Below are 22,188 nucleotides of genomic sequence, written 5' to 3' on the forward strand. Positions count from 1 at the left end.
ATATGGAAAAACTGAAATATTACTGGTTTTACCCGTTACCCGTCATCATGATTTTTATCTCGCTGTTGATAGGGCCGACACAAACGTTGAATGCATGGGACTATGTGCTGTGGGGCGTGCAAGCGGTCTCTGGTATGCCGTATTTTGATGCTGAACAGTTTAGGCTCATGCAAAACATTCTGGTCAATGTCAGGCTGCCTAGAATTTTACTGACTTTTATGGTGGGAGCGGCATTAGCAACCGCGGGTAACGGCTTGCAGGCGTTGTTTCGTAATCCTTTAGTTGATTCGTATGTACTCGGTATTTCATCTGGCGCGGCGTTCGGTGCAGCTTTGGCACTTTCTTTAAATTGGCTTTCACCCAATCTACCTGCCTTTATTTTTGGCGTTTGTGCGGTTGCCTTAACGTATTTATTTGCATATCAAAAACATGAAAGTCAGACGTCTTTAGTCATGGTAATTTTATCAGGCATGATTGTTTCGGGGTTGTTTTTGGCGGGACTTACGGTTATTCAATACTTAAGCGATCCATTTAAACTACAAGCCATTGTGCAATGGACTATGGGCAACTTACATCAGGCTTCTTGGCAAAAGGTTCAATACGCCGTGCTACCAATTTGTATTGGGCTTGCCGGATTATTTGCGATGCGTTGGCGCTTAAATTTAATGGCACTCGGGGCCGAAGAAGCGCAGGCGGTGGGTGTCAACCCACGTTGGGAACAGCTTATTTTAATTGCGCTGGTGACTGTATGTACTTCAACTTCTGTGGCTGCGGCAGGCATTATTAGTTTATATGGACTGTTTATGCCGCATATTGTGAGAATGTTAGTTGGGCCAGATCACCGCTACAGTATTCCTGCCAATATGGTTTTGGGCGGTAGTTTTCTGCTCATGATTGATAACTTTTCTCGGGTTTTACTGACGTTTGAAATACCAATTGGTATTTTTACCATGCTACTTGGCGCGCCATTTTTCTTATTATTAATGAAAACACAGAGGACTCATTGGGCATGATTCAAATTGATCAGTTAAATTATGCCTATGGGCACAAACAGGTTCTCAAAAATATTCATCTGGAGTTTCCTGAAAATCAGTTTTCCGTCATTTTAGGGCGCAATGGCTGCGGAAAATCGACACTTTTTAAATTGATGGCGGGCCTAGAACCCGTAAAAGATGGCTTGATTCGTTACTCTGGAAAACCACTATCGGACTTTAAAGGAAAAGATCGGGCAGCCTTACTCGGCTTTTTACCGCAGTTTCATAAAACCGTGTTTCCATTTTTGGTTAAAGATGTAGTGATTACTGGGCGTGCTGCTTTTAGCCGCTATCGTCCTTCAAAATCAGACTGGGAACGTGTAGACCAAGCTTTGCTTGATTTAGACATCGAGCATTTACGTGACCGTCCTTATACTGAGTTATCGGGTGGTGAAAGGCAATTGGTCATGATTGCCCGTATTTTAGTGCAAGCTCCGAAAGTCATTTTGCTTGATGAGCCAACCAATCATCTAGATGTTTATTATCAGTCTTATTTAATGAAAAAATTACGTCAGTTATCGCGGCAAAATTTTACGGTGATTGCGATTATGCATGATCCTAACTTGGCTTTTTTATTTGCAGATCATCTGTTTTTTATGCGCCAACATGAGGTGGTTAAGCCTGAGTCTAAAACACGAACCACCGATCCGAAGTTTTTAAAAAGTGTCTATGATGTCGAGTTCCATGAAGCCATGATTCAAGACAAAACCATTGTGATACCCGATCATTCTTGGCTATGAATATGTTGAATTATCAGCTAGTGGGCAAAACTGATTATGAGTCAGCGGTAGAGTTTGCACTTTATACAAGACAGTTGTTATTCCCAGAAATCTATCATGGGCAAGTTCCCAAAGATTTACAAAATTTTGAGCAGCATTATGTCCATGATCCACTGGGTTGCTTTATTACGGTAAAAGACCAAAACCGTATTATTGGCACCATTGCTTATCGGGCGTATGACCATCGTTTTGATTTAAATCTGCCGCTTAATACGGTTGAGGTGGTTAAGTTATTTGTATTACCTGAATACCGCCGTAATGGCATCGCAACCATGCTATGTAAAATGTTGTTTAGCCATGCAAAAAACAACGGAATTACTAGTTTGTATTTGCATACCCATCCATTTTTGCCTGCGGCTGAAGAGTTTTGGTGTTTACAAGGCTTTGAGGTTATTAAACGTGAGTGGATTGAGACCTATGACACCATTCACATGATTAAATCTTTATAGCGCTTCATTCTGAGTATGAAATTTTTTTAAAAAATGGGTAGGCGGATAGCCCATAATTTTACTGAACATAGCGGTAAAAGCTGCTGAGTGCTCATAGCCTAAACTAAAGGCAATTTCGGTAATGGAGATATTCGCTTTTAAGGCGTTTAAAGCATAAATGATGCAGACCCGATTACGCCATGCTTGAAAGGACATACCCGTTTCAGACTTAAACCAACGGTGAAATGTTCGCTCACTTTTATTATGGTTATGTGCCCAATCTTTAGGGCTACTATGAATATTAGGCTCTTTCATAAACTCAGCACACTGTTTAGAGAGTAATGTGTGATGAGGCAGCGGAATAAACAGAGGCAGGGCTGGTGCATCTTCTAATTCATATAACAATAAATCGATAAGAGCGCCGTCACGACTTGCTCGTTGGTAGTCAACAGGTAGCTGATTTGCCTGAATGAGCAGTTGATGCAGTAACGGTGAAACTTGTACGACTTCACAATATGTTGCCTGTCTTGGCGCATTATCCGCCTCTATATACAAACTATAAGTACTGACTTTAGATAACCATACCTGATGTGGTTTGCCAGCGGGTATCCACACACCACTATAGGGCAAGACAAGCCATTGACCATCTTCGGTTTCAACTTTCATTACGCCTTCGGGTGCATATAGAAACTGTGCACGGCGATGGCTATGTGTATTTAACAAAGTATCAGCAGGATAGTCTGACCCTAAAGCCAGAACCACTTGCGGTAGATGATCTACCTCGTTAATTGGAATATTACGCATATATTTTTGGCTGAAATAAATAAAAGAATGGCTTTTCTACTTTAGTTTGCCATGGGGCTATTTTATATCATGCCTCTATAAAGATGAGGAAGATGATCATGTTATATGAGCTATTTTTATTTGGACTACTTTCGGGCTTCACCACGTGGTTATTTGGTTTTGGCGGTGGTTTTGTTGCTGTACCTTTGCTTTATACAGTCATTATTCAAAAGTGGAGCAATGAAAGTATGGTGGGGGTACATGCTATGCAAATTGCAGTTGCCACATCCGCCTTTGTTATGCTGTGCTCGGCAAGTTTTGCAACCTTTCGGCACTATCGGTCTGGACACATAGATTGGCAAAAGATCCGTTTTTTATGGGGTGGTATCGCATTTGGTGGAATTGTTGGTGCGGTAATGGCCTCATTGTTTAATGGAAACTGGCTTCGCTGGATATTTATGGGTTATGTGTTTATAACCATTCTAGATTGTTATTACCGACCAGGCTTTATGGTGGCATCAAGACAAAAGCAAAACTATGGTCAGAATAGCGAACTTATTAAAGGCGGAATAATTGGTTGGGTTGCAGCGCTTTTAGGAGTTGGCGGAAGTGTCATGACGGTTCCGTTATTACGGCGGCGTGGTAGCTCTATGGCAGAGGCTGCGGCTATCGCCAACATTCTCACGTTGCCTTTGTCTTTAACTGCAACGTTGACCTACTGTGTGTTGTCGGTATGGCAATCTGGATGGGCACCTAGTGGATTTATCGGTCTAATCTGGTTTGAAGCTGCTTTATTCTTAGTTGCTGGAACATGGATCGGGCTATATTTTTCAGAAAAATTTATCTCAAAACTACCTGATTTATGGCGGGCAAGATTGTATCCGCTACTTTTAATGCTGGTTTTGTTCGTGATGCTTGTTAGCAGTTAATTATTGATTTAACTACCGTAGCTAGCACATATAAATCAACATACTACGTATTTATAAATGCTAGCTATGAATAGATGGTTATAGTGCAATTTTACTATAGATCGCTTTTGCTTCTGAGGTAATTGCTGTCATGTGAATCGCGCCGTGAATCATTCCGTCTAACAAATGAAAGTTCACCTGAATACCTGCATCCCACAGTTTTTGAGCATATCTTTCACCATCATCTCGAACCGGGTCATATTCACACACAAAAATGGTCGCATCTGGCAGTCCATCTAAAGACTGAGCGAGTAACGGACTTACAAGTTCATTCTGTTTTTCACTTTCATCTTGCACATATTGATCCCAGCAATAAACCATTGTGGATGACTCTAAACCATAACCTTCGGCATATTGGTCATAAGATTTGCTACTCATTGTGGCATCTAAGGCAGGGTAGAAAAGAAGTTGATGGCTCACCTTAATTTCTGGGTGTTGTTTTGCCATTAGACATGCAGCGGTCGCTATATTTGCGCCCGCACTATCTCCACCTACAGCTATACGGTTTGAGTCAATTCCAAATAGTGAAGTATTCTCATGAATATAGCGTAATGCCGTAAAAAAATCATTTAAGGGTGTTGGGAACTTAAACTCTGGCGCCAAGCGATAGTCCACAGAAAATACAACGTGTTGAATAGATTCTGCTAACAACCGACAAGTGCGGTTCCATGCATCTAGACTTCCCAGACACCAACCGCCACCATGTGCAAAAACTAAAGCAGGCCGTTGCTCAACATTTTCGAGCGAATAGGGAACATAAACACGTACTTCAATTTCGGCATCATCTGACACAGCAACATACAAACTTTGTTGATAGCTTGCATCATGCTGAATACCTTGCTGATTAATAATGTCTTTGTTTACTTGCTCCCTTAGTTCTTGTAACGAGTTTACAGCCTGTGTGGTTGGTCTGGACTTAAGCCAGCTTTCAATTTCAGCAAGTAGAGGCATCGCTTTTTTCCTGCTGTAAAAAATCTAAAATGAGTGAACTAAATGTTTCTGACTGTTCTTCCATAATGAAATGACCGCAGTCTTTTACAATCGCACTGGTTAAATGCGGTGAAACCTTTTTCATCGTTTCATAAGGCGCATTGTCTGTGGCATGTTCAGCGCCTATGGCTAAAACTGGCATGTCTAAACTTTTCGTTTCTCTGATTTTATTTTGACGTATGGTCTCTGGAATAGAGCGGTAATAATTAAAACCCGCCGTTAAACGACCCGGAATTTTATAGGCTTCAATATAAGTTTCAGTTGCCACTTTATCTTTGTGCCACGACCATTTATCAAACATATAATTTAAATAAGTATCTTCGCGGCCCGCGATTAAGGCTTCGGGTAAGTCAAGGGTTTGGTTAAACATGAAGTGCCAAAGAAAAATATTTTCACTCGGCTCAACAAAAATAGGAGGTGCGGGCGCTAAACCAGGAATCACTGCTTCTGTTACAGCAAGACGAGTCACTGACTCAGGAAAGTCAGATGCAAGTGCATAGGCAACCCACATCCCAATATCATGCCCCACAACCGAATAAGTTGGATATTCAAGTTCAGTCATGAGCATCGATAAAATTTTAGCGATACGCCCCGTATCGTAACTTCCATCCAGTGGAGCTGAATTTCCAGTTCCGGGTAAATCAACTGCGATGGCTTGATAACCCTGTTTCGCTAGTTCAATCATGACCTTATGCCACGCGTACCATGTTTGTGGCCAACCCGGAATAAGCAATACAACTGGACCTTCCCCTAAGGTCACGTAGTGTAATTTTTTACTCTCGATGTGAATGTAATGATGTTGGAATTCGTTATGTGAGTTTTCATTGAATAATTGAGTTTTCATGTTGATCTCTTACGATTCCTTAAATACCTAATAACTGATTAATTTGAGTCTGATTCACAGGGGCAGCAGCAAAGTCATCAAACACTTTATCGGTGACATGAATAATATTTTGCTTAATAAACTCGGCACCTTCGCGTGCGCCATCATCCTTATTTTTCAGGCAGCATTCCCACTCCAACGTTGCCCAGCCTTCGTAGTCGTAATGCGCTAACTTGGAAAAAATCGCTTTAAAGTCAACTTGACCATCACCCGTAGAACGGAATCGAGCCGCTCGATTTCCCCAGTTTTGATAGCCGCTATACATTCCTTGGCGACCTGTTGGATTAAATTCGGCATCTTTAACATGAAACATGCGAATGAAATCTTTATAGATATCGATATATTCCACATAGTTCAGTTGCTGCAAAACAAAATGGCTTGGGTCAAAAAGAATATGGCAACGTGGGTGGTTGCGAGTCCGCTCTAAAAACATTTCAAATGTAATGCCGTCATGCAAATCTTCACCGGGATGAATTTCGTAGCAAAGGTTTACGTCTTGTTCATCACAAGCATTCAAAATAGGAAGCCAGCGACGTGCTAATTCATCAAACGCCGTTTCTATAAGCCCTGACGGTCTTTGAGGAAATGGAAATACATAAGGCCACGCCAAAGAGCCTGAAAATGTCCCCATGTCTTTAAGACCTAAACGGGCAGATGCTTGAATTGAAACGAGCATTTGCTGTTTTGCCCACTCGGTTCTGGCTGCTGAATTGCCATGCAAATGAGATGGGGCAAAGTTATCGCACATTGAGTCATAAGCAGGGTGCACAGCCAGTAATTGCCCAAAAATATGAGTCGTTAACTCACTAATTTTTAAGCCATGATTGCTTAAAGTACCTAATATTTCATCGCAATAATCTTGGCTTTCTGCTGCCAAATTGACATCAAATAAACGCTTATCCCAAGCAGGAAGTTGTACCGCTTCAAAGCCTTGGTTTGCTACCCAAGCAGCAATATCATCTAGACGGTTAAAAGGGAAAACATCATCACTAAATTGAGCAAGATGAATACTTGGGCCTTTGATAGTTTTCATAACAAAATCTAATTAGTTGTCGATCGACAAACAATAGGCTTAATTTTTTAGAAAAACAACTTTTTATTTGAAAATCAAAACAAAACAGGACTATTTTGAATAAATCTCTTTGATTTATTTGTGAAAATATTTTTTTCGAATAATAATGAAAACACGTACTAAGTTTGATGAAGGGTCATTATGGCTGGCAGACCAAGAGAGTTTGATCGAGAAGAAGCCCTCGTAAAAGCGAGAGATTTTTTCTGGCTTCATGGCTATGAAGGCACATCAATGTCAGATTTAGTTGAAGTTTTGGGGATTGCCTCAGCTCGAATTTATAAAGCGTTTGGCTCAAAAGAGGCCTTGTTTAGAGAAGCCGTAAATCACTACGAAAAAAATGAAGGTAATTTCGCGCTAAATGCTTTAAAGCAAAAAAATATTAAGGATGCAATAAACCAATTATTTCAAGATGCGCTAGCACTTTACACGCAAACCAACCATTCCTATGGGTGCATGGTGGTGTCAGCAGCGAGCGTGCTAGGCGAAGAAAACCAAGCTGTTTTAGAATGGATGAAAGAACAGCGTATTGCACGGGGCCAAAGTCTGGTCGATCGATTTGTTCAAGCAAAATCAGACGGTCAATTGATGGCAGAGGCTGACCCTAAAACCTTAGGGCAATATTACGCACTTATTCTGCATGGATTATCTGTTCAAGCAAGAGATGGATGTTCGCGAGAAGAGTTAGCGACAGTAATCAGCTTTGCTTTACAGAACCTTGATCGATATTTGGCAACCTAATTCAGAGGCATATCAACAAGACTCTGATTCGGGTTAACCAATGTGTGTAGAGTATAAGGAGACCTAAATGGTTTCCTTTTTTTATTGAAAAATTTATATCAAAACTACCGGATTTATGGCGTGCAAAGTTGTATCCATTACTTTTGATAGGGGTTTTGTTTGTCATGTTAATCATAAATTAATTTTTTAATTTAAAAATCTTAAATAATAATTTTTATTAAAAAACGAATATTTAATTGCTCTAAAACTACAAATTTTTATGTCTTAAATGGCTTTGAAAAAAGTTTAAAAAATAGACTTGCAATATATAGTGGCTTTATGCCACTATATATTCATCGAAGGTCATCAGACAAAAAGAGGATGATATGGCTATCCAGCTTTTAGATACGGCAAGAAACGAAGTTCCAGTGAAATTCACGCAGTTTTCTGGTGGCGAGCGTCATGTTCAACTTGATGAGAAAGTGTTGAATTCACTATCTGGCACGGTTTTGGTACGCGCTCAAATGACCTCAACTCACGATGTGATGGATTATTTACTACTTGAAAATATATTGCTGACTCAAGGCTTAACCGTTGACCTAGAAATTCCATATTTTCCATATGCACGTCAGGACCGTATTTGTGCAGTCGGCCAAGCATTTTCACTCGATGTGATGACGAAGCTACTCAATATCAATGCCGACAAAAAAGTGGGCAAACAAGGCAAGGTGACTGTTTGGGACTGCCATAGTGAAGTAACAACAGCTTTGCTCACTGCCAATACTTCTTTTAGCGAAGTGGTAAATGTGAGTTCAGTCGACATCATCAAAAAGAGTGAAGCGCTGAGCACATTGTTAAAAGATGAAAAAACCGTGCTGATTTGCCCAGACAAAGGCGCAAAAGCACGTACACAAATGGTTGCAGATGCTTTTAATCGCGACCGCAAACAACCCATCACTATTGTTCAGTGTGATAAAAAACGCGACCCAGTGACTGGCAAAATTTTAGGTACGCATGTACATGCGACTGATTTATCAGGATTAACTGCGGTCATTACCGATGACATTTGTGACGGCGGTGCAACCTTTATTGGTATTGCCAGAGAACTCCGTCGCCTCAATTGCCATAAGGTCGTTCTATACGTGACCCACGGTATTTTCAGTAAAGGAATAGAGGTTTTTGATGGGCTGTTAGATCAACTATTTACCTCAGACAGCTTTCCACAACAACCAACAGACAAAATTTCAGTAATTGCTTTTGCAGCAGAATAAAGAGAACAAAGATGACTATTAAACTTAATCCATTAAACGCTATCGATTTTTATAAAGCTGATCACAGACGTCAGTATCCCGAAGGCACAGAGTACGTGTATGCCAACTTTACGCCGCGTTCATCTCGCCTCGCAAAAATGCTACCTGACTTCGACGATAAAGTTGTGTTTTTTGGGCTTCAGGGTTTTATCAAACACTTTTTAAGTGATACATGGAATGAAGGCTTTTTCAAACAACCTAAAGACAAGGTAGTGGCTGCATATAAACGCCGTATGGATAGTTCATTAGGTGAAGGTGCTGTACCGGTTGATCACATTGAAGCATTACACGACTTGGGCTATTTACCATTACGCATTAAAGCCTTGCCGGAAGGCAGTCGCGTCAATATGCGTGTACCTGTACTCACCGTAATTAATACCGACCCGCGTTTCTTTTGGTTAACGAACTATATTGAAACTGTATTAAGTGCTGAGCTTTGGAAAAGTTGCACTACGGCGACAATTGCCTACGAATACAAACGCTTATTAACGCAATATGCCGTAAAAACTGGCGCACCACTTGATTTTGTACCTGTGCAAGGACACGATTTTAGTAGCCGTGGTATGAGCGGAATTTATGATGCTGCACAATCAGGTGTGGGTCACTTAACCAGTTTTATTGGAACAGACTCGGTTGCTTCAATTGACTACGCAGAAGAATATTACAATGCCACAGGTGTCATTGGGGTGTCTGTACCTGCAACCGAACACAGTGTGATGTGTATGGGTACAGAAGACAGTGAGCTAGAAACCTTTAAGCGTTTAATCTGTGAACTTTATCCGTCTGGTGTGGTTAGTGTGGTGTCTGATACTTGGGATTTTTGGCGAGTGATTACTGAGTTTACAGTAGCGTTAAAACCTGAAATTTTGGCGAGACAACCGAATGCTTTGGGCTTGGCTAAATTGGTTTTCCGTCCAGACTCTGGTGACCCTGTTAAAATCATTTGTGGTGACCCAGGGGCAGAAGTTGGAAGTCCAGCCTACAAAGGTGCAGTTGAATGTTTATGGGAAGTGTTTGGTGGTACAACAACCGACTATGGCTATAAAGTACTGAATGAGCGTGTCGGTTTAATTTATGGCGACTCAATTACTCTAGACCGTGCGCAGCGTATTTTAGAAGGACTTGAAGCCAAAGGCTTTGCTTCAAACAACTTGGTGTTTGGTATAGGCAGCTTTACTTATAACTACTTAACTCGCGATACTTTTGGGTTTGCTGTTAAAGCGACTTGGGGACAAGTGAATGGTATAGGCCGTGAGTTGTTTAAAGACCCAATAACTGACTCAGGCGTAAAAAAATCTGCGAAAGGTCTATTACGTATAGAGCAAAGTGAAAATGGTTTTACCTTGTTTGATGAGCAAACAGCCGAACAAGAACAAGGCGGAGCACTAAAAACAGTCTTTGAAAATGGTAAACTTCAATATGAGTGTACTTTGGATCAAATTCGTGAACGTTTATCCATCGTATAACTGAGTTTAGATGAGTCGTTATCTGTATCGGCTCATCATTTTTATCAAGAGGCTGAACGTGACTATTCAAACTGAACAAGAATTCCTTGCCAGTTATGATCGCCGAGATTATGACGCACCTTTACTCACTGTAGATATGGCTATTTTCTCGGTATTTAATGGTCAGTTGCAGGTATTACTTATTAAGCGCCCAAACTTTCCAGCCAAAGATCAATGGGCTTTACCAGGCGGTTTTGCCGATTTAACCCATGATCAAGACTTGATGGCTACGGCTTATCGTAAGCTAGTCGAAAAAACAGGAATTGCTTCGCCTTACTTGGAACAAGTTGCCTCTGTCGGCAATGCTAAACGTGACCCGCGTGGTTGGGCCGTGACCATTTTGTATTTTGCTTTAATTGATTTTAATGCCTACCAACATCAAGCATTAGCTGAATACAGTGAATGGGTGCCCGTAGCAAAAGCACAAGACTTAGCATTAGCGTTTGATCACAATGAATTGCTCAGCTTAGCTTTAGAGCGTCTCACCAATAAAACTCGCTATACCGCATTGCCAGCCAGTCTTATGCCTGAATTGTTTACACTGACTGAGTTGCAAACTATTTATGAAATTATTCTTGGGCAATCCTTAGATAAAAAAGCGTTTAGACGCCGAATGATAGAAGCTGGCGCTGTTGAAGAAACCAACCACAGTAAAATTGTGGGCAAACGCCCAGCTCAGCTTTACCGCTACGCACTCGATTCTTTTGATTTTATATTTCCACGCTCACTTGAATTACCCAGAAATAAAGAGGGTGAAGATAAGCAAAACATTGAGCTTTCTGACTAGCGCATATTGATGCACTTTTGATTTATAATGCCGCGCTTATGATTGATGTCATGTTTTGATCAGCACTTTGCCTATGTCACACGCTTCTTCCTGCTTCCAGCAAAACCAGTTTTTTGTGTTAGTGGAATATCTCACTTCACTGCATGAAATTTATCCTGTGAAACATGAGTTTGCAGGATATCCGGCTGCAATGACATTGGCAGATCGCGTACATTCAGATCATGATATTGCGCCACTTGATGCCAGCAAAAGTTACCCTGACTCAATCGATAAAGTCTTACACTTTTCAGGTAAGGCGCGAGACATACAAGACTTTGAGTACTTTTTAGAACAAGCTCAAGCAGCCAATATTCAAAACTTGTTATTGCTTACAGGTGATAAACTTAAAGAACATCATAATGGTCGAGATGGACAGCTTCGTAGTCGTTACCTAGAGTCGGTAAACGCCGTGATGGCAGCTAAGCAACATGGTGGGTTTCGTATTGGCGTTGCTTTTAATCCATTTAAATATGTTGAAGCTGAGCGTGATGCGCAGTATTTAAAACTGCATAAGAAGATTAAAGCAGGTGCTGACTTTATCATTACCCAATTGGGCTATGACATTGAAGCTTTAAAACAAGCCAAATTATTTTTAACCAAGCATCATTATTCACAGCAAATACTCGCTTGTGTCATGCCACTGACTTTGGCACGCGCCAATTTTATGGTGAAACATAAAGTGGCCGGTATTGTGATTACTCCGCACATGCTAAAAGTTCTAGCAGATGAAAAACAAGCAGGGCATACCGACCGTGTTTATTTACGCTGTGCTTTGCAAATTTTGATATGTAAATATTTGGGATTTGCTGGAATTCATTTATCTGCTTGCCATAAGCCCGAAGAGCAAATGTTGCTTGAAAGCTATGTCGAGCAATATCGCCATTTGGAGCTTAAAGCCTTAGAAGAGCTTTGGAACTCACTTTGGCAAGTCACCACAGGCAAAGAATTTGCGCCTGAAATTTCTAGCTTTTCACATTCGCCTACGTCTAAACAATTAATTAAATATCGCCAGTTACATGTGATGCATGAGGCGTTGTTTGGTTCAAAAATTGCCAAAGGTATGGGGCGCTTTATTTTTAAAGCATCTTTTTGGGAAAATGCCTTGGTTGCCAAAGCATTACTTAAAACCGAAGTGCTGAGTAAACATAGCCTCGTGGGCTGTGAGAGCTGTGGTCAGTGCCGTTTAGGTGACACTTTATATATTTGCCCTGAAACGTGTCCAAAAGGTTTAGCCAATGGACCTTGTGGCGGGACAACTTTAGACCGCTGCGAATTTGGTGACCGTGAATGTATTCATTCAGTTAAAGCGAGACTTGCAAAAGCTCTTGAACAAACCGAAGTATTAAAAGAAAAACTCATTCCAACTGTGCCGATTGAAAAGAGAGGAACCAGTTCTTGGAAAAATTGGTATTTAGCAACTGAGGCTTGAATTTACCTGCCTTGGATGGTCCTAAAACCCAAACTAACGTTGATGCAATCACAAAACAGCAAGGTATTGCTGCCAATTACTGTGTCCGAAAATCAACAAATGCCGCAAACAGAAAAAGAGATTCGTCCTGTTACAGGTGATGTCTATTTAAAACTACATGATACAGGCATGGTACCATTTACCTTGATAATCAAAGACAAAGCTTATTTTAAACTTGCAGAAAAAGTTTCTATAGTCGATTTTCAGGGCGTGTTGAAAATGGCAAAACTCTATTAGTAATTCTGCTGTCGGATATTTGTTGGTTTGGTCATTATCTTTACTTATTTAGCTATTAATTTTTGTAGTCAGGAGACTGACATACTCTTAAATTTAGTCTGATTAAGGAAAGCTTATAATGAAAACATACACTATAAAGATGCGAGGACTATTGGTGGCTGCTTTGGCCATCGGACCTATGTTTCTGGTTGGCTGTCATGTAGGAAAATCATCAAGTGACACTAGTGTTTCGGTAGCACCTAATGATATTAGTAAAGTACAAAACGTGGTGGTGATTTATTTGGAAAACCGTTCATTTGATAATTTGTTCGGTAACTTTCCAGGTGCTAACGGTATAAATAACTACACAAGTGCCAATGCACAGGTTGATTTTGATGGCAAAACAACGCTGACAACATTGCCTCCAGTATGGGGAAGTGAAACCGATCCAAATTTGGGTTTAGTCAGTAAATTAACGAACGCACCTTTCCGCCTTGATGCTGCCCCAGTTAGTCTTCCTCAATCTGCTACTGGTCCTGACCTTGTTCACCGTTTTTACCAAAATCAGATGCAGATCAATGGTGGAGCAAATAATATGTTTGCTGCTTACTCCAACCGTGGTGGTCTGGTTATGGGCACCTACGATGGCTCAGCTCTAAACCTATTTAAACTAGCTCAGCAATATACACTGGCTGACAATTTCTTCATGGGAGCATTTGGTGGTTCGTTCCTAAACCACCAATATTTTATATGTGCTTGCGCACCCTATAACCCGGCAGCACCTGCTAACATGCGTGCCATAGTGACTACACCAGGTGGTTCTAGTCTAGTAATTAATTCTGCTAAACCACCAAGTAGTGTACAAAATGGTCAAGTTAAGTTTGTCCAAGATGGCCAATATACTGATGATGGCTATGCTGTGAATACCATTTTGCCTCCTTATCAACCTTCAGCTTCTGCAGCTGCACCGGGTGCTAACCCAATGCTATCCAACCCAGCCGACCCGAACAATCCAGTATTGCCTCCAATTGATTCTAGCAAGACCATTACTATTGGTGATACGTTGAGTAATGGCGGTATTAGCTGGAAATGGTATGCTGGTGCTTGGAATGATGCTTTGAAAGAAGGTACTTCACCGAATATCGGTACTACTGCTAATCCGTACAAAATCATCTGGGCTGAACAACCGGGTCAAGAGGACTTCGAGCCACATCATCAACCATTCAACTACTATACTCGTTTTGATCCAACAACAACGTCTGGTCAAAATGAGCGTTCTGCTCACTTAAAAGATGCAATTGATCTCTATGCTGATGCGGCAGCTGGTACTTTACCAGCAGTTTCTTTCTATAAGCCGGCTGGTAACATCAATGCTCACCCTGGTTATTCAGATATTCAGAGTTCTGATGCAGAAGTTGCAAAAATTGTTGGAGCACTGCAAAAAAGCCCACAATGGGGTCATATGGCTGTGATTATTACTACAGATGAAAACGGTGGTTTCTTTGATCACGTAGCACCGCCTAAAGGTGATCGTTTTGGTCCCGGTACTCGTATCCCTGCAGTTGTGATTTCTCCGTACGCTAAAAAAGGATTTGTGGATCACACCTATTATGACACTGCGTCTATTCTGAAATTCATTACCAAACGTTTTAACTTGAAACCATTAGCTGGTTTCCGTCAAGCGACTGGTGACCTGACTAATGCGTTTGATTTTACTAAAAATTAATACTGTGAATACTTGCATTGACATTAAAAATTTAATGTCAGTTTTCTTTTAACTTATCTGAAGTTTTAAGATTCATGGCTGCATGGGGGCTGGCATAGTTATAAAAGCTTCCCATTCGGTTAGGTTTATATTTTAAGGTCAATAGTACCGATTGAGACTAAAACCAGCTTTTAGAAAAATTTGAGACTTAAGTTTTTTATTACTCCTTGATTTGATTTTGTTAAAAAATCAGAAGATATGCTAAAGCAGAGCGATAATTTTAAAAATAACAATTGTTTGCCTTAATTATGTCCAATAAAAACGATCGCGTAGGAGTATACTTAAAGCAAATCTTTTGCGTTAAAAGAAAAGGCTGTCTCAATGAAAAAGTTGGTTGCTGCACTTGCTGCACTTGCTGTAATTGTTGTTTTAACTGGATGCGTTTATGACCCTGTTAATTATGACAAAATACACGACCAAGAGTTCCAAGACCACCTCAGGCAAAATGGTTAGTAATAAAAAACCCACTCAATGAGTGGGTTTCGTTTTATGAGTTTTTTTATTTATAAATATCTGATGTTTTTGATAATATACCTTAAATTAAATTGTTAGATTAAAAATGAAAAGATATTTATTATTAGCTTGTATCATCTTTTCAAATGGTTGTATGGCATATTCGGATATTCCTAACCTTCAAACATCGTGTGAACGTATAAGCATACAAGCAGAAAAAGTTATGGAAAGGAGACAAGCAGGTGTAACTTTAAGTGATGAAAAAGAAGTACTCAGAAAATTCAGGGAAATACATAAGTTTAATTCTGAAAGTTCAAAATCAGCATTTGAAATAGTTTTAGATAAAATTTTAATTGAAGTTAATAATGAAAATATCAAAGAAAGTGACTTTGAAAAAGAAATGATGATCAGTGGCTACAGACAAAGAATTTTCTATAAATTTTTATCTGGTGAGCTTCTTGATAAGCCAATATAAATTCTAAAACTCAAAAATAAAAAGACTCTGTTTAGAAAAGCTCGCATATTCGGGCTTTATTATAGCTTCTAAAAGCTAAACAAGTTTATTTAGTAGTAGACGATGCACCAAAAAAATAAGATATGGAGCAATAGATTTTTTATTAAAGTTATATAAAATTTACGTATTCCAATATTTTGTAATGAGCATATTAATTTTATGGGTAGAGTATTATTATCTTTTATAAGTTTATTGATTATTAGCCCAGTATGCAGTGCTGATGATTTTTTTGAAAAAAAACCTTCAATCTTAATTGCTAAAGATGAAGAAGCTCAAAATAATAAGAGTAGTAATAATTTTGATTTTTTCGAGTCATCAAACCAACAAAAAATAGATCGTATAAATCAAGTTTTTAGACAGGCTGAGCGAAATAAAGATGTTCTATTCCAGACGTCCAATATGACTGATTATGATAAAGCACAATATTACAGAGAAAATAAGTTTGATAATTATAGAGGGTATTCACCGCACATTGAATCTACACCTAATAGACAAGTAATTTCAGAAGAAGAATATGAAAAGCTAATGGAGCAAAAAAGAAAATCGAGAAAAGTTGATCGAAGCCTTCTGTATTTATTCGACAAGTAAATTCAGAGGAAGACTTTCAATAGCTAAAAAGTATAATTTGTTTCAGGGAAAAGTGTTATTAGGAATTATGCTTTAAAATTATTTTAATATTTGCGCATAAATGTTATAGAAAAGGATGAGATCGGTCATAAGAATAAGCTCAAAAGAAGCACTTAACCGATCTTCTTAAAAATCGATGGATTTCGTTAAATAGGCAGACTATGACTGCACTTTTAGAACAAGATTTAAGCCCCTCTGAGTTCACCTTGTTTTCTGAAATATTATGGAAACTTGGCTCAGGGAAAGGGCAATACAATTTACGTGAAAATATCATTGCAGATATTGCCATTTTATTAAGGGCCGATTTCGCTGCATCTTATATTTGGGATTCAGCGCATAACTTATCGAAAAAAGGCGTGATATGGAAAATCGACCCAAAAGCCATGAAGGACTATGAGAGTGTTTGGCAATTTGCAGATCCGATTACTGCACAGCTTCGTAAACTCCAGAAACCGACATTTGTAAATGAAGTCATGCCTCTAGCTGACCTTAAAAAAACACCGTATTACAATGAGTTTTTAAGAGCCTATGGTTTGTATCACGGTATAAATATTTACTTTGTCCGAAATGGCATGGATATTGGTGATTTACGCATTTGGCGTGCGAAAGACGCCGATACGTTTGGTGACCGTGAAAAAAGAATATTAAACCTACTTGAGCCTTATTTTACTCAAGCCTTACCAGCAGATTTATCAACCCAATACGGTTTAACTTCACGTGAACAAGAAGTGGTTCGCTTGGTATCTAAAGGCTTAAGTGATAAACACGTGGCAAATTTACTAGGTATTGGTTTTACCACATTAAGAACTCATTTGAACAATTCTATGAGAAAAATCGGCTGCAATAATCGCACTGAAATGGCGTTGCTTATTCAACATTAAAGTTTAAGCAATCCTCAATTTTGAGGATGCGAATGAATGAGCAATTTATACTAAGTTCCTAAAATTACAACTTAAATGGATTCAAAATTACTATGTTAAATACACATGAAAAAAATAACTGGATCGAATCACTTGATCTATCAAATGCCTCAGTAGATTTCATTACTCAATTGATTCAAGAGAGAAAAGTATCTTGTGAAGAGCTTGTGCATCATTACTTCAATACGATTGAAAAACAGCAATCCTTAAACGCATTTATTAGCACAGATAAGGCTTCGGCAATTCAACAAGCTCAATATTGGGATAAATACCTACTCAGTGGAAAACCATGTCCAGCTTTGATGGGTATTTTAATTGCGGTTAAAGATAATATTCATGTTGCAGGTTTCCCAAATAGTGCAGGTACACCAGCTTTAGCTCAATTTAGACCTCAAACTTCTGCGCCCGTTATTCAAAAACTGATTGATCACGGCGCGATTATTGTTGGTAAAGCCAATATGCACGAATTGGCCTTTGGGGTCACAGGTTATAATACTGCCATGCATATAGAGGGCGTGGTGGGTATACGAAATGCCGTAAACCCATTACATATTGCGGGCGGATCTTCTTCGGGTAGTGCGGTAGCTGTTGCCGCGGGTATGGTTCCGATTGCTATGGGCACAGACACAGGCGCTTCGATTAGATTACCGAGTGCATTAAATGGTTGTGTGGGTTTTCGTCCAACGGTAGGACGGTATTCACAAGACGGTATTACCCCAATTTCACATACTCGGGATACCGCTGGCCCCATAGCGCATACCGTATCGGATATTATTTTAATTGATGAGCTTATTACTCAAGAACCAAGAAAAAAACCATTACCACCTCATCAAATTCGGCTCGGTATCAATTCATATTTTTGGAATAATTTAGATGAAGACGTTCATGAGCAGGCGCATATTGCGCTTGAGCTTTTAAAAGATGCTGGAGTCGAAATTATTCCTGTCGATATGCCGAATTTAGAACAGCTCAATCAAGCGGTTTCATTTCCTGTGGCCATCTATGAAGGCAAATATGATCTGATTCAATATTTGAAAGATCATCAGGTAAATTTGACCATAGAGGCTGTAGTCGATCAGATTTCAAGCCCAGATGTACAAGCAATTTTTAAACTGAATATTCTTCCTGAGTTAACTCTAGATCCGACGGGGCAAATTGTTCCTGTTTTACCTTTGTATGAAAAAGCCATTAATGAAGCTCGGCCACAGTTGATTGAACTCTACCAAAACACCTTTAAAGCGCATAACTTACATGCTTTATTATTTCCGACGTCACCAATTGTTGCACCACTAGCAAACGAACAAGTCTATTTAATAGAAACTTTCCAGACACTAATGCGAAACACAGACCCCGGCAGTAATATTGGAATACCGGGACTGAGCTTACCCATAGGAAAGGGTGCGAAATCAAAACTGCCAGTTGGATTTGAAATAGATGGCCTAGCTCACCAAGATAGTGAGCTGCTTGCGATAGGAGTAACTTTAGAAGAAATTTTTAAGGGTTTAAATAAATAAAAACCATTACTTAAACTGCTATTTTTAAAGGTTTGTTTGTCTTTTAATAATAGGTTTAAATTTGTTTGTAAGTCTGTACGTATCTGAAAAATTATAAGCCATTTTACTTGTTATAATGGCTTATTTATTAAACAAATTATCACTTGCTGGATTTACAAATTTTGTCAGTTTTACTGTTGTTAATTTGAGAAAATATAATATTTATAACTTATATATATCTTATTTTTATAGCTATAATAATTTTGATTGTTAACTAATTTTTAAATTACATATTATTTTAATTAATAATATTTAAATATTACAAAATAAAATTTATTCTTAATATTATTGCAATAATTTTCTGTGCTGGAAGATTGTTTAATTAGAATCAATTAAAAATTAATTTGTTTATTAACAATTAATTAGGTTTAATTTTTAAGTGGATTTATTACGAGAAATCTACACCAATTCGAATTACATAATTTTTAAACATAGTTTATATAATATGCTTTATTGACATAAATAGAAAAAATATATGGCAAAGAGGTCAATGTTATTTAATTAACTTCACAACCATAATTTGCACCAAATTTTACGCTGTCACGATTCATTGATAAAACCAAGTGAAAAGTTACGTAAAAAAGAAACCAATAATTTTATTGGCTTAAATAAAAAATCGAATATTACAAATAAGCGGAATGAATATGGATAACGTAGCTCAGCTAGAAACTGATACTAATTTCCAAAGTCGAAAGAAAATAACTTGGGGTGTTTTTAGTGTCCTGCTGTTATTTTTAGTTGCCGGTATTGTATATTATTTTTTTGTATATCGATTCTATCAATCTACTGATAATGCTTATGTGCAAGCTGATGTGACTTGGGTTATGCCAAAGATTTCAGGCGAAGTGATGGAGTTATTAATTAACGATAATCAGGTGGTAAAAAAAGGGGAAACTTTAGCGGTATTAGACCATCGTGACTATCAAGCTCGTTATGACCAAGCTCGTTCTGTAGTCAGCTTAAAAGAAGCTGCACTGGGCGTACAACAACAAAATGAAAAGTCTGCTAAGTCGTCAATTACCGAAGCAAATAGTGGTGTAGTGGCAGCACAAGCCGACCTATCTCGTTTGAAAAAAGAATATGAGCGCTATCAAGATTTATTAAAAGATGGCGTGATTACCCGACAAAATTTTGAAGGGATCCAGTCTCAATATTTAACAGCTCAAGCACAGCTCAGCAAAGCGCAAGCCGCCGTAAATGCAGCAGAAGCTCAGTTGGGGAGCTTACAAGCCAGTCGAGCGCAGCTTTTAGCAGATATTCAAAGTGCCAATGCAAATTTAAACCTGTATCAGGTTGATTTAGCTTCTTCAAAAGTGGTCAGTCCTGTTTCGGGTAAGATCGGTAGCCTTGCAATTCAAAAAGGTTCACGCGTTTCTCCACAAACTCGCTTAATGGCAATCATTCCTGAAAATAGTTTGTATGTACAAGCAAACTTCAAAGAAACCCAAATTGAAAAAATGCATATTGGTCAAAAAGTGAAGTTAAAACTTGATGCCTATCCGAGTCTCACCTATACCGGAAAAATTGAGAGTTTTTCACCAGCTTCAGGCGCAACTTTTTCACTCATGCCACCAGACAATGCAACGGGTAACTTTAACAAGGTTGTACAGCGTATTCCTGTACGTATTGCCATAGATTCAAGCCCGCATATTGATTTGATTAAACCTGGAATGTCGGTGAGTGCCACCGTGGACCTAAGAACTTAATAAAAAAATTTTAGGTAATAAGAAAATGAATAAGCATCTTGAAGCCGAGTGGAGGTTTCCCGCAAAAACTGCATGGGCAATTTTTGCTGCCATGATTTTTGGCAACTTCATGGCGATTCTTGATATTCAGATTGTGGCGAGTTCTCTAAACGAAGTTCAAGCTGGTATGAGTGCAAGTCGTTATGAAGTCACTTGGGTACAAACGGTTTATTTAATTGCCGAAATTATTGCAATTCCAATGTCGAGTATTGTCTCGCGAGTGCTTTCAACACGGGTGTATTACACCATGTGTGCAATTGGCTTTACGGTGAGTTCTTTACTTTGTGCTTTGTCATGGAACTTGGAAAGTTTACTGGTGTTCCGTGGCATTCAAGGTTTTATGGGCGGCGGCATGATTCCGACTTCCATGACGGCGTTGTATTTACTGTTTCCAGAACCAAAACGTTCATTGCCTTTGGTTATGTTTGGCATGATCAGTACTTTAGGTCCAGCGATTGGTCCAACCATTGGCGGTTGGCTTACCAATAATTTTTCATGGCACTGGATGTTCCTGATTAATATTATTCCGGGCATTATCATTGCCACAGTCATTTACTCAGGTCCAAATATCGACCGCGCGAATTATTCACTCATCAAAAGCATGGACTGGCTCAGTCTGGTGGGTATGGCGATGTTTTTGGGTGGGCTTGAATATTTCCTCGATGAAGGCGCACGGCATGACTGGCTTGCAGACACAGGCGTTCGGGTTGCATTTATGGTCTGCGTTGTTGGCGGCATGATTTTCTTCTCTAGAAGTTTTACCCAGCCTAAGCCTTTGCTCGATTTATCGGTATTTAAAAATAAAAACTTTACTTTAAGTGCCATCACAACATTTGTGATTGGTATGGCGCTGTACGGCTTGGGTTACATGATTCCCGTGTTTCTTGGGCAAGTCCGTGAAATGAATAGTAGCCAAATTGGTCACGTCATGATGGTGACAGGCATTGTCATGTTTTGCTTTGCGCCGTTCCTTGCTTGGCTTATTCCTAACTTTGATACCCGAAAAACTGTATTTGTTGGAATGATTCTGGCGGGCTTTGGGGTTTGGCTTAATTCGCACCTCAGCATTCATAGCGATTATGACTTTATGTTTTGGCCTCAAATTTACCGTGGTATTGGTCTCATGATTTGCCTGATTGTGGTTTCGCATTTGGCTATGAGTACGTTGCCACTCAGTAAAGTGGCCGACGCCAGCGGTATTTATAACCTGATGCGTAATATTGGCGGTGCGGTTGGACTGGCACTTATTAACTCATCGCTAGACTGGTTGACCGCAATGCATGTCACCCAGATTAATCAGGCGATGACACCACAAAACTGGATATTTACAGAACGGCTCGATCAGCTCACGGCGCAATATCAAGAAGTCGGTGCAAATGCTCAGCAAATCGCGCTAAGTGTGATTTACCGCGACATTCATTTTCAGGCACTGACATCTAGCTTTAATGATTTATTACGCATGCTTGCAATCATTATGTTTGTGACCGCCTTTTTAACCATCTTTATGGACAGGGGGAAGAAAATGAATATGTAAAGTTTTAGCAGTAGAGGGCAGCTTTTAAAGAATGAAAACAATAGGGCATATCAAAACATATCCCTTTATAGAAAAAGAACATTTATACGAGTTTCAAA

22 protein-coding genes and 1 pseudogene are annotated in these 22,188 nt (G+C 39.3%); 19 read left to right on the top strand and 4 right to left on the bottom strand.

Annotated elements, in window-relative coordinates; genetic code table 11:
- Nucleotides 1-2 precede the first annotated feature (2 nt).
- From ABLB96_RS11190 to ABLB96_RS11200, 3 genes are read left to right on the top strand one after another with little or no spacing between them, the layout of a single operon-like run.
- Nucleotides 3-1,013: an iron ABC transporter permease gene (locus ABLB96_RS11190; protein ID WP_348897943.1), complete on the top strand. Its 1,011-nt coding sequence runs from the start codon at nucleotides 3-5 to the stop codon at nucleotides 1,011-1,013.
- Nucleotides 1,010-1,774: an ABC transporter ATP-binding protein gene (locus tag ABLB96_RS11195; protein ID WP_348897944.1), complete on the top strand. Its 765-nt coding sequence runs from the start codon at nucleotides 1,010-1,012 to the stop codon at nucleotides 1,772-1,774. Before ABLB96_RS11190 ends, ABLB96_RS11195 begins: the two co-directional genes overlap by 4 nt.
- Nucleotides 1,771-2,262 carry a GNAT family N-acetyltransferase gene (locus ABLB96_RS11200; protein ID WP_348897945.1) on the top strand — a complete coding sequence of 164 codons (492 nt, stop codon included), beginning with the start codon at nucleotides 1,771-1,773 and terminating at the stop codon, nucleotides 2,260-2,262. The genes ABLB96_RS11195 and ABLB96_RS11200 overlap by 4 nt, the downstream gene beginning before the upstream one ends.
- Here ABLB96_RS11200 and ABLB96_RS11205 read toward each other — a convergent pair.
- Nucleotides 2,257-3,045: a helix-turn-helix transcriptional regulator gene (locus ABLB96_RS11205; RefSeq protein ID WP_348897946.1), complete on the bottom strand. Its 789-nt coding sequence runs from the start codon at nucleotides 3,043-3,045 to the stop codon at nucleotides 2,257-2,259. The two genes, ABLB96_RS11200 and ABLB96_RS11205, sit on opposite strands and share 6 nt — an antisense overlap.
- A 98-nt stretch (nucleotides 3,046-3,143) precedes the next feature.
- Here ABLB96_RS11205 and ABLB96_RS11210 point away from each other — a divergent pair, with 98 nt between their 5' ends.
- Nucleotides 3,144-3,953 (top strand): sulfite exporter TauE/SafE family protein, encoded by an 810-nt coding sequence (locus ABLB96_RS11210; RefSeq protein WP_348897947.1) that lies wholly within the window; start codon nucleotides 3,144-3,146, stop codon nucleotides 3,951-3,953.
- A gap of 78 nt (nucleotides 3,954-4,031) precedes the next feature.
- Here ABLB96_RS11210 and ABLB96_RS11215 read toward each other — a convergent pair whose 3' ends face one another.
- From ABLB96_RS11215 to ABLB96_RS11225, 3 genes are read right to left on the bottom strand one after another with little or no spacing between them, the layout of a single operon-like run.
- Nucleotides 4,032-4,943, bottom strand: coding sequence for an alpha/beta hydrolase (locus tag ABLB96_RS11215; RefSeq protein ID WP_348897948.1), 912 nt, complete (start codon nucleotides 4,941-4,943; stop codon nucleotides 4,032-4,034).
- Nucleotides 4,927-5,826 (bottom strand): alpha/beta hydrolase, encoded by a 900-nt coding sequence (locus ABLB96_RS11220; RefSeq protein WP_348897949.1) that lies wholly within the window; start codon nucleotides 5,824-5,826, stop codon nucleotides 4,927-4,929. Before ABLB96_RS11220 ends, ABLB96_RS11215 begins: the two co-directional genes overlap by 17 nt.
- Before the next feature lie 19 nt (nucleotides 5,827-5,845).
- Nucleotides 5,846-6,898 carry a sugar phosphate isomerase/epimerase gene (locus tag ABLB96_RS11225; RefSeq protein ID WP_348897950.1) on the bottom strand — a complete coding sequence of 351 codons (1,053 nt, stop codon included), beginning with the start codon at nucleotides 6,896-6,898 and terminating at the stop codon, nucleotides 5,846-5,848.
- Nucleotides 6,899-7,078: 180 nt separating this feature from the next.
- Here ABLB96_RS11225 and ABLB96_RS11230 point away from each other — a divergent pair, with 180 nt between their 5' ends.
- From ABLB96_RS11230 to ABLB96_RS11300, 15 genes and pseudogenes are all read left to right on the top strand, one after another.
- A complete protein-coding gene (locus ABLB96_RS11230; RefSeq protein WP_348897951.1) occupies nucleotides 7,079-7,675 on the top strand; it encodes a TetR/AcrR family transcriptional regulator in 597 nt (198 codons plus the stop codon).
- 77 nt (nucleotides 7,676-7,752) lie between these two features.
- Nucleotides 7,753-7,857 (top strand): annotated as a pseudogene (locus ABLB96_RS11235) (sulfite exporter TauE/SafE family protein); the annotation flags it as partial.
- A gap of 183 nt (nucleotides 7,858-8,040) precedes the next feature.
- Nucleotides 8,041-8,925 (top strand): phosphoribosyltransferase family protein, encoded by an 885-nt coding sequence (locus tag ABLB96_RS11240; RefSeq protein WP_348897952.1) that lies wholly within the window; start codon nucleotides 8,041-8,043, stop codon nucleotides 8,923-8,925.
- An 11-nt stretch (nucleotides 8,926-8,936) separates the two neighbouring features.
- Entirely contained in the window at nucleotides 8,937-10,430 is a 1,494-nt protein-coding gene (locus ABLB96_RS11245) for a nicotinate phosphoribosyltransferase (protein ID WP_348897953.1), read from the top strand.
- Nucleotides 10,431-10,488: 58 nt separating this feature from the next.
- On the top strand, nucleotides 10,489-11,256 hold the full coding sequence (locus tag ABLB96_RS11250) for an NUDIX domain-containing protein (RefSeq protein WP_348897954.1): 768 nt from the start codon (nucleotides 10,489-10,491) through the stop codon (nucleotides 11,254-11,256).
- A 73-nt stretch (nucleotides 11,257-11,329) separates the two neighbouring features.
- A complete protein-coding gene (locus ABLB96_RS11255) occupies nucleotides 11,330-12,724 on the top strand; it encodes a methylenetetrahydrofolate reductase C-terminal domain-containing protein (RefSeq protein WP_348897955.1) in 1,395 nt (464 codons plus the stop codon).
- A gap of 42 nt (nucleotides 12,725-12,766) precedes the next feature.
- Nucleotides 12,767-13,000: a hypothetical protein gene (locus tag ABLB96_RS11260; protein WP_348897956.1), complete on the top strand. Its 234-nt coding sequence runs from the start codon at nucleotides 12,767-12,769 to the stop codon at nucleotides 12,998-13,000.
- A gap of 118 nt (nucleotides 13,001-13,118) precedes the next feature.
- A complete protein-coding gene (acpA, locus tag ABLB96_RS11265; protein WP_348897957.1) occupies nucleotides 13,119-14,705 on the top strand; it encodes an acid phosphatase in 1,587 nt (528 codons plus the stop codon).
- Nucleotides 14,706-15,065: 360 nt separating this feature from the next.
- A complete protein-coding gene (locus ABLB96_RS11270) occupies nucleotides 15,066-15,197 on the top strand; it encodes a hypothetical protein (RefSeq protein WP_348897958.1) in 132 nt (43 codons plus the stop codon).
- A gap of 106 nt (nucleotides 15,198-15,303) precedes the next feature.
- Complete coding sequence (locus ABLB96_RS11275) at nucleotides 15,304-15,672, top strand: hypothetical protein (RefSeq protein WP_348897959.1); 369 nt, start codon at nucleotides 15,304-15,306, stop codon at nucleotides 15,670-15,672.
- Between the two features lie 198 nt (nucleotides 15,673-15,870).
- Nucleotides 15,871-16,299, top strand: a complete 429-nt coding sequence (locus ABLB96_RS11280; protein ID WP_348897960.1) for a hypothetical protein — start codon at nucleotides 15,871-15,873, stop codon at nucleotides 16,297-16,299.
- Nucleotides 16,300-16,499: 200 nt separating this feature from the next.
- On the top strand, nucleotides 16,500-17,219 hold the full coding sequence (locus ABLB96_RS11285; protein ID WP_348897961.1) for a helix-turn-helix transcriptional regulator: 720 nt from the start codon (nucleotides 16,500-16,502) through the stop codon (nucleotides 17,217-17,219).
- 92 nt (nucleotides 17,220-17,311) lie between these two features.
- Nucleotides 17,312-18,772: an indoleacetamide hydrolase gene (gene iaaH / locus ABLB96_RS11290; protein WP_348897962.1), complete on the top strand. Its 1,461-nt coding sequence runs from the start codon at nucleotides 17,312-17,314 to the stop codon at nucleotides 18,770-18,772.
- Between the two features lie 683 nt (nucleotides 18,773-19,455).
- Nucleotides 19,456-20,517, top strand: a complete 1,062-nt coding sequence (locus ABLB96_RS11295) for an HlyD family secretion protein (protein ID WP_348898485.1) — start codon at nucleotides 19,456-19,458, stop codon at nucleotides 20,515-20,517.
- A 25-nt stretch (nucleotides 20,518-20,542) separates the two neighbouring features.
- Nucleotides 20,543-22,090 carry a DHA2 family efflux MFS transporter permease subunit gene (locus ABLB96_RS11300; RefSeq protein WP_348898486.1) on the top strand — a complete coding sequence of 516 codons (1,548 nt, stop codon included), beginning with the start codon at nucleotides 20,543-20,545 and terminating at the stop codon, nucleotides 22,088-22,090.
- Nucleotides 22,091-22,188: the final 98 nt, after the last annotated feature.

Origin of the sequence: Acinetobacter sp. XH1741 (genome assembly GCF_041021895.1) — a bacterium.
Lineage (GTDB): Bacteria > Pseudomonadota > Gammaproteobacteria > Pseudomonadales > Moraxellaceae > Acinetobacter.

Bases quoted from the DNA above. Each gene is read 5' to 3' on its own strand.
- ABLB96_RS11190 (WP_348897943.1), top strand. From the start codon at position 3: ATGGAAAAACTGAAATATTACTGGTTTTACCCGTTACCCGTCATCATG.
- ABLB96_RS11195 (WP_348897944.1), top strand. From the start codon at position 1,010: ATGATTCAAATTGATCAGTTAAATTATGCCTATGGGCACAAACAGGTT.
- ABLB96_RS11200 (WP_348897945.1), top strand. From the start codon at position 1,771: ATGAATATGTTGAATTATCAGCTAGTGGGCAAAACTGATTATGAGTCA.
- ABLB96_RS11205 (WP_348897946.1), bottom strand. From the start codon at position 3,045: ATGCGTAATATTCCAATTAACGAGGTAGATCATCTACCGCAAGTGGTT.
- ABLB96_RS11210 (WP_348897947.1), top strand. From the start codon at position 3,144: ATGTTATATGAGCTATTTTTATTTGGACTACTTTCGGGCTTCACCACG.
- ABLB96_RS11215 (WP_348897948.1), bottom strand. From the start codon at position 4,943: ATGCCTCTACTTGCTGAAATTGAAAGCTGGCTTAAGTCCAGACCAACC.
- ABLB96_RS11220 (WP_348897949.1), bottom strand. From the start codon at position 5,826: ATGAAAACTCAATTATTCAATGAAAACTCACATAACGAATTCCAACAT.
- ABLB96_RS11225 (WP_348897950.1), bottom strand. From the start codon at position 6,898: ATGAAAACTATCAAAGGCCCAAGTATTCATCTTGCTCAATTTAGTGAT.
- ABLB96_RS11230 (WP_348897951.1), top strand. From the start codon at position 7,079: ATGGCTGGCAGACCAAGAGAGTTTGATCGAGAAGAAGCCCTCGTAAAA.
- ABLB96_RS11240 (WP_348897952.1), top strand. From the start codon at position 8,041: ATGGCTATCCAGCTTTTAGATACGGCAAGAAACGAAGTTCCAGTGAAA.
- ABLB96_RS11245 (WP_348897953.1), top strand. From the start codon at position 8,937: ATGACTATTAAACTTAATCCATTAAACGCTATCGATTTTTATAAAGCT.
- ABLB96_RS11255 (WP_348897955.1), top strand. From the start codon at position 11,330: ATGTCACACGCTTCTTCCTGCTTCCAGCAAAACCAGTTTTTTGTGTTA.
- ABLB96_RS11260 (WP_348897956.1), top strand. From the start codon at position 12,767: ATGCAATCACAAAACAGCAAGGTATTGCTGCCAATTACTGTGTCCGAA.
- acpA (WP_348897957.1), top strand. From the start codon at position 13,119: ATGAAAACATACACTATAAAGATGCGAGGACTATTGGTGGCTGCTTTG.
- ABLB96_RS11270 (WP_348897958.1), top strand. From the start codon at position 15,066: ATGAAAAAGTTGGTTGCTGCACTTGCTGCACTTGCTGTAATTGTTGTT.
- ABLB96_RS11275 (WP_348897959.1), top strand. From the start codon at position 15,304: ATGAAAAGATATTTATTATTAGCTTGTATCATCTTTTCAAATGGTTGT.
- ABLB96_RS11280 (WP_348897960.1), top strand. From the start codon at position 15,871: ATGGGTAGAGTATTATTATCTTTTATAAGTTTATTGATTATTAGCCCA.
- ABLB96_RS11285 (WP_348897961.1), top strand. From the start codon at position 16,500: ATGACTGCACTTTTAGAACAAGATTTAAGCCCCTCTGAGTTCACCTTG.
- iaaH (WP_348897962.1), top strand. From the start codon at position 17,312: ATGTTAAATACACATGAAAAAAATAACTGGATCGAATCACTTGATCTA.
- ABLB96_RS11295 (WP_348898485.1), top strand. From the start codon at position 19,456: ATGGATAACGTAGCTCAGCTAGAAACTGATACTAATTTCCAAAGTCGA.
- ABLB96_RS11300 (WP_348898486.1), top strand. From the start codon at position 20,543: ATGAATAAGCATCTTGAAGCCGAGTGGAGGTTTCCCGCAAAAACTGCA.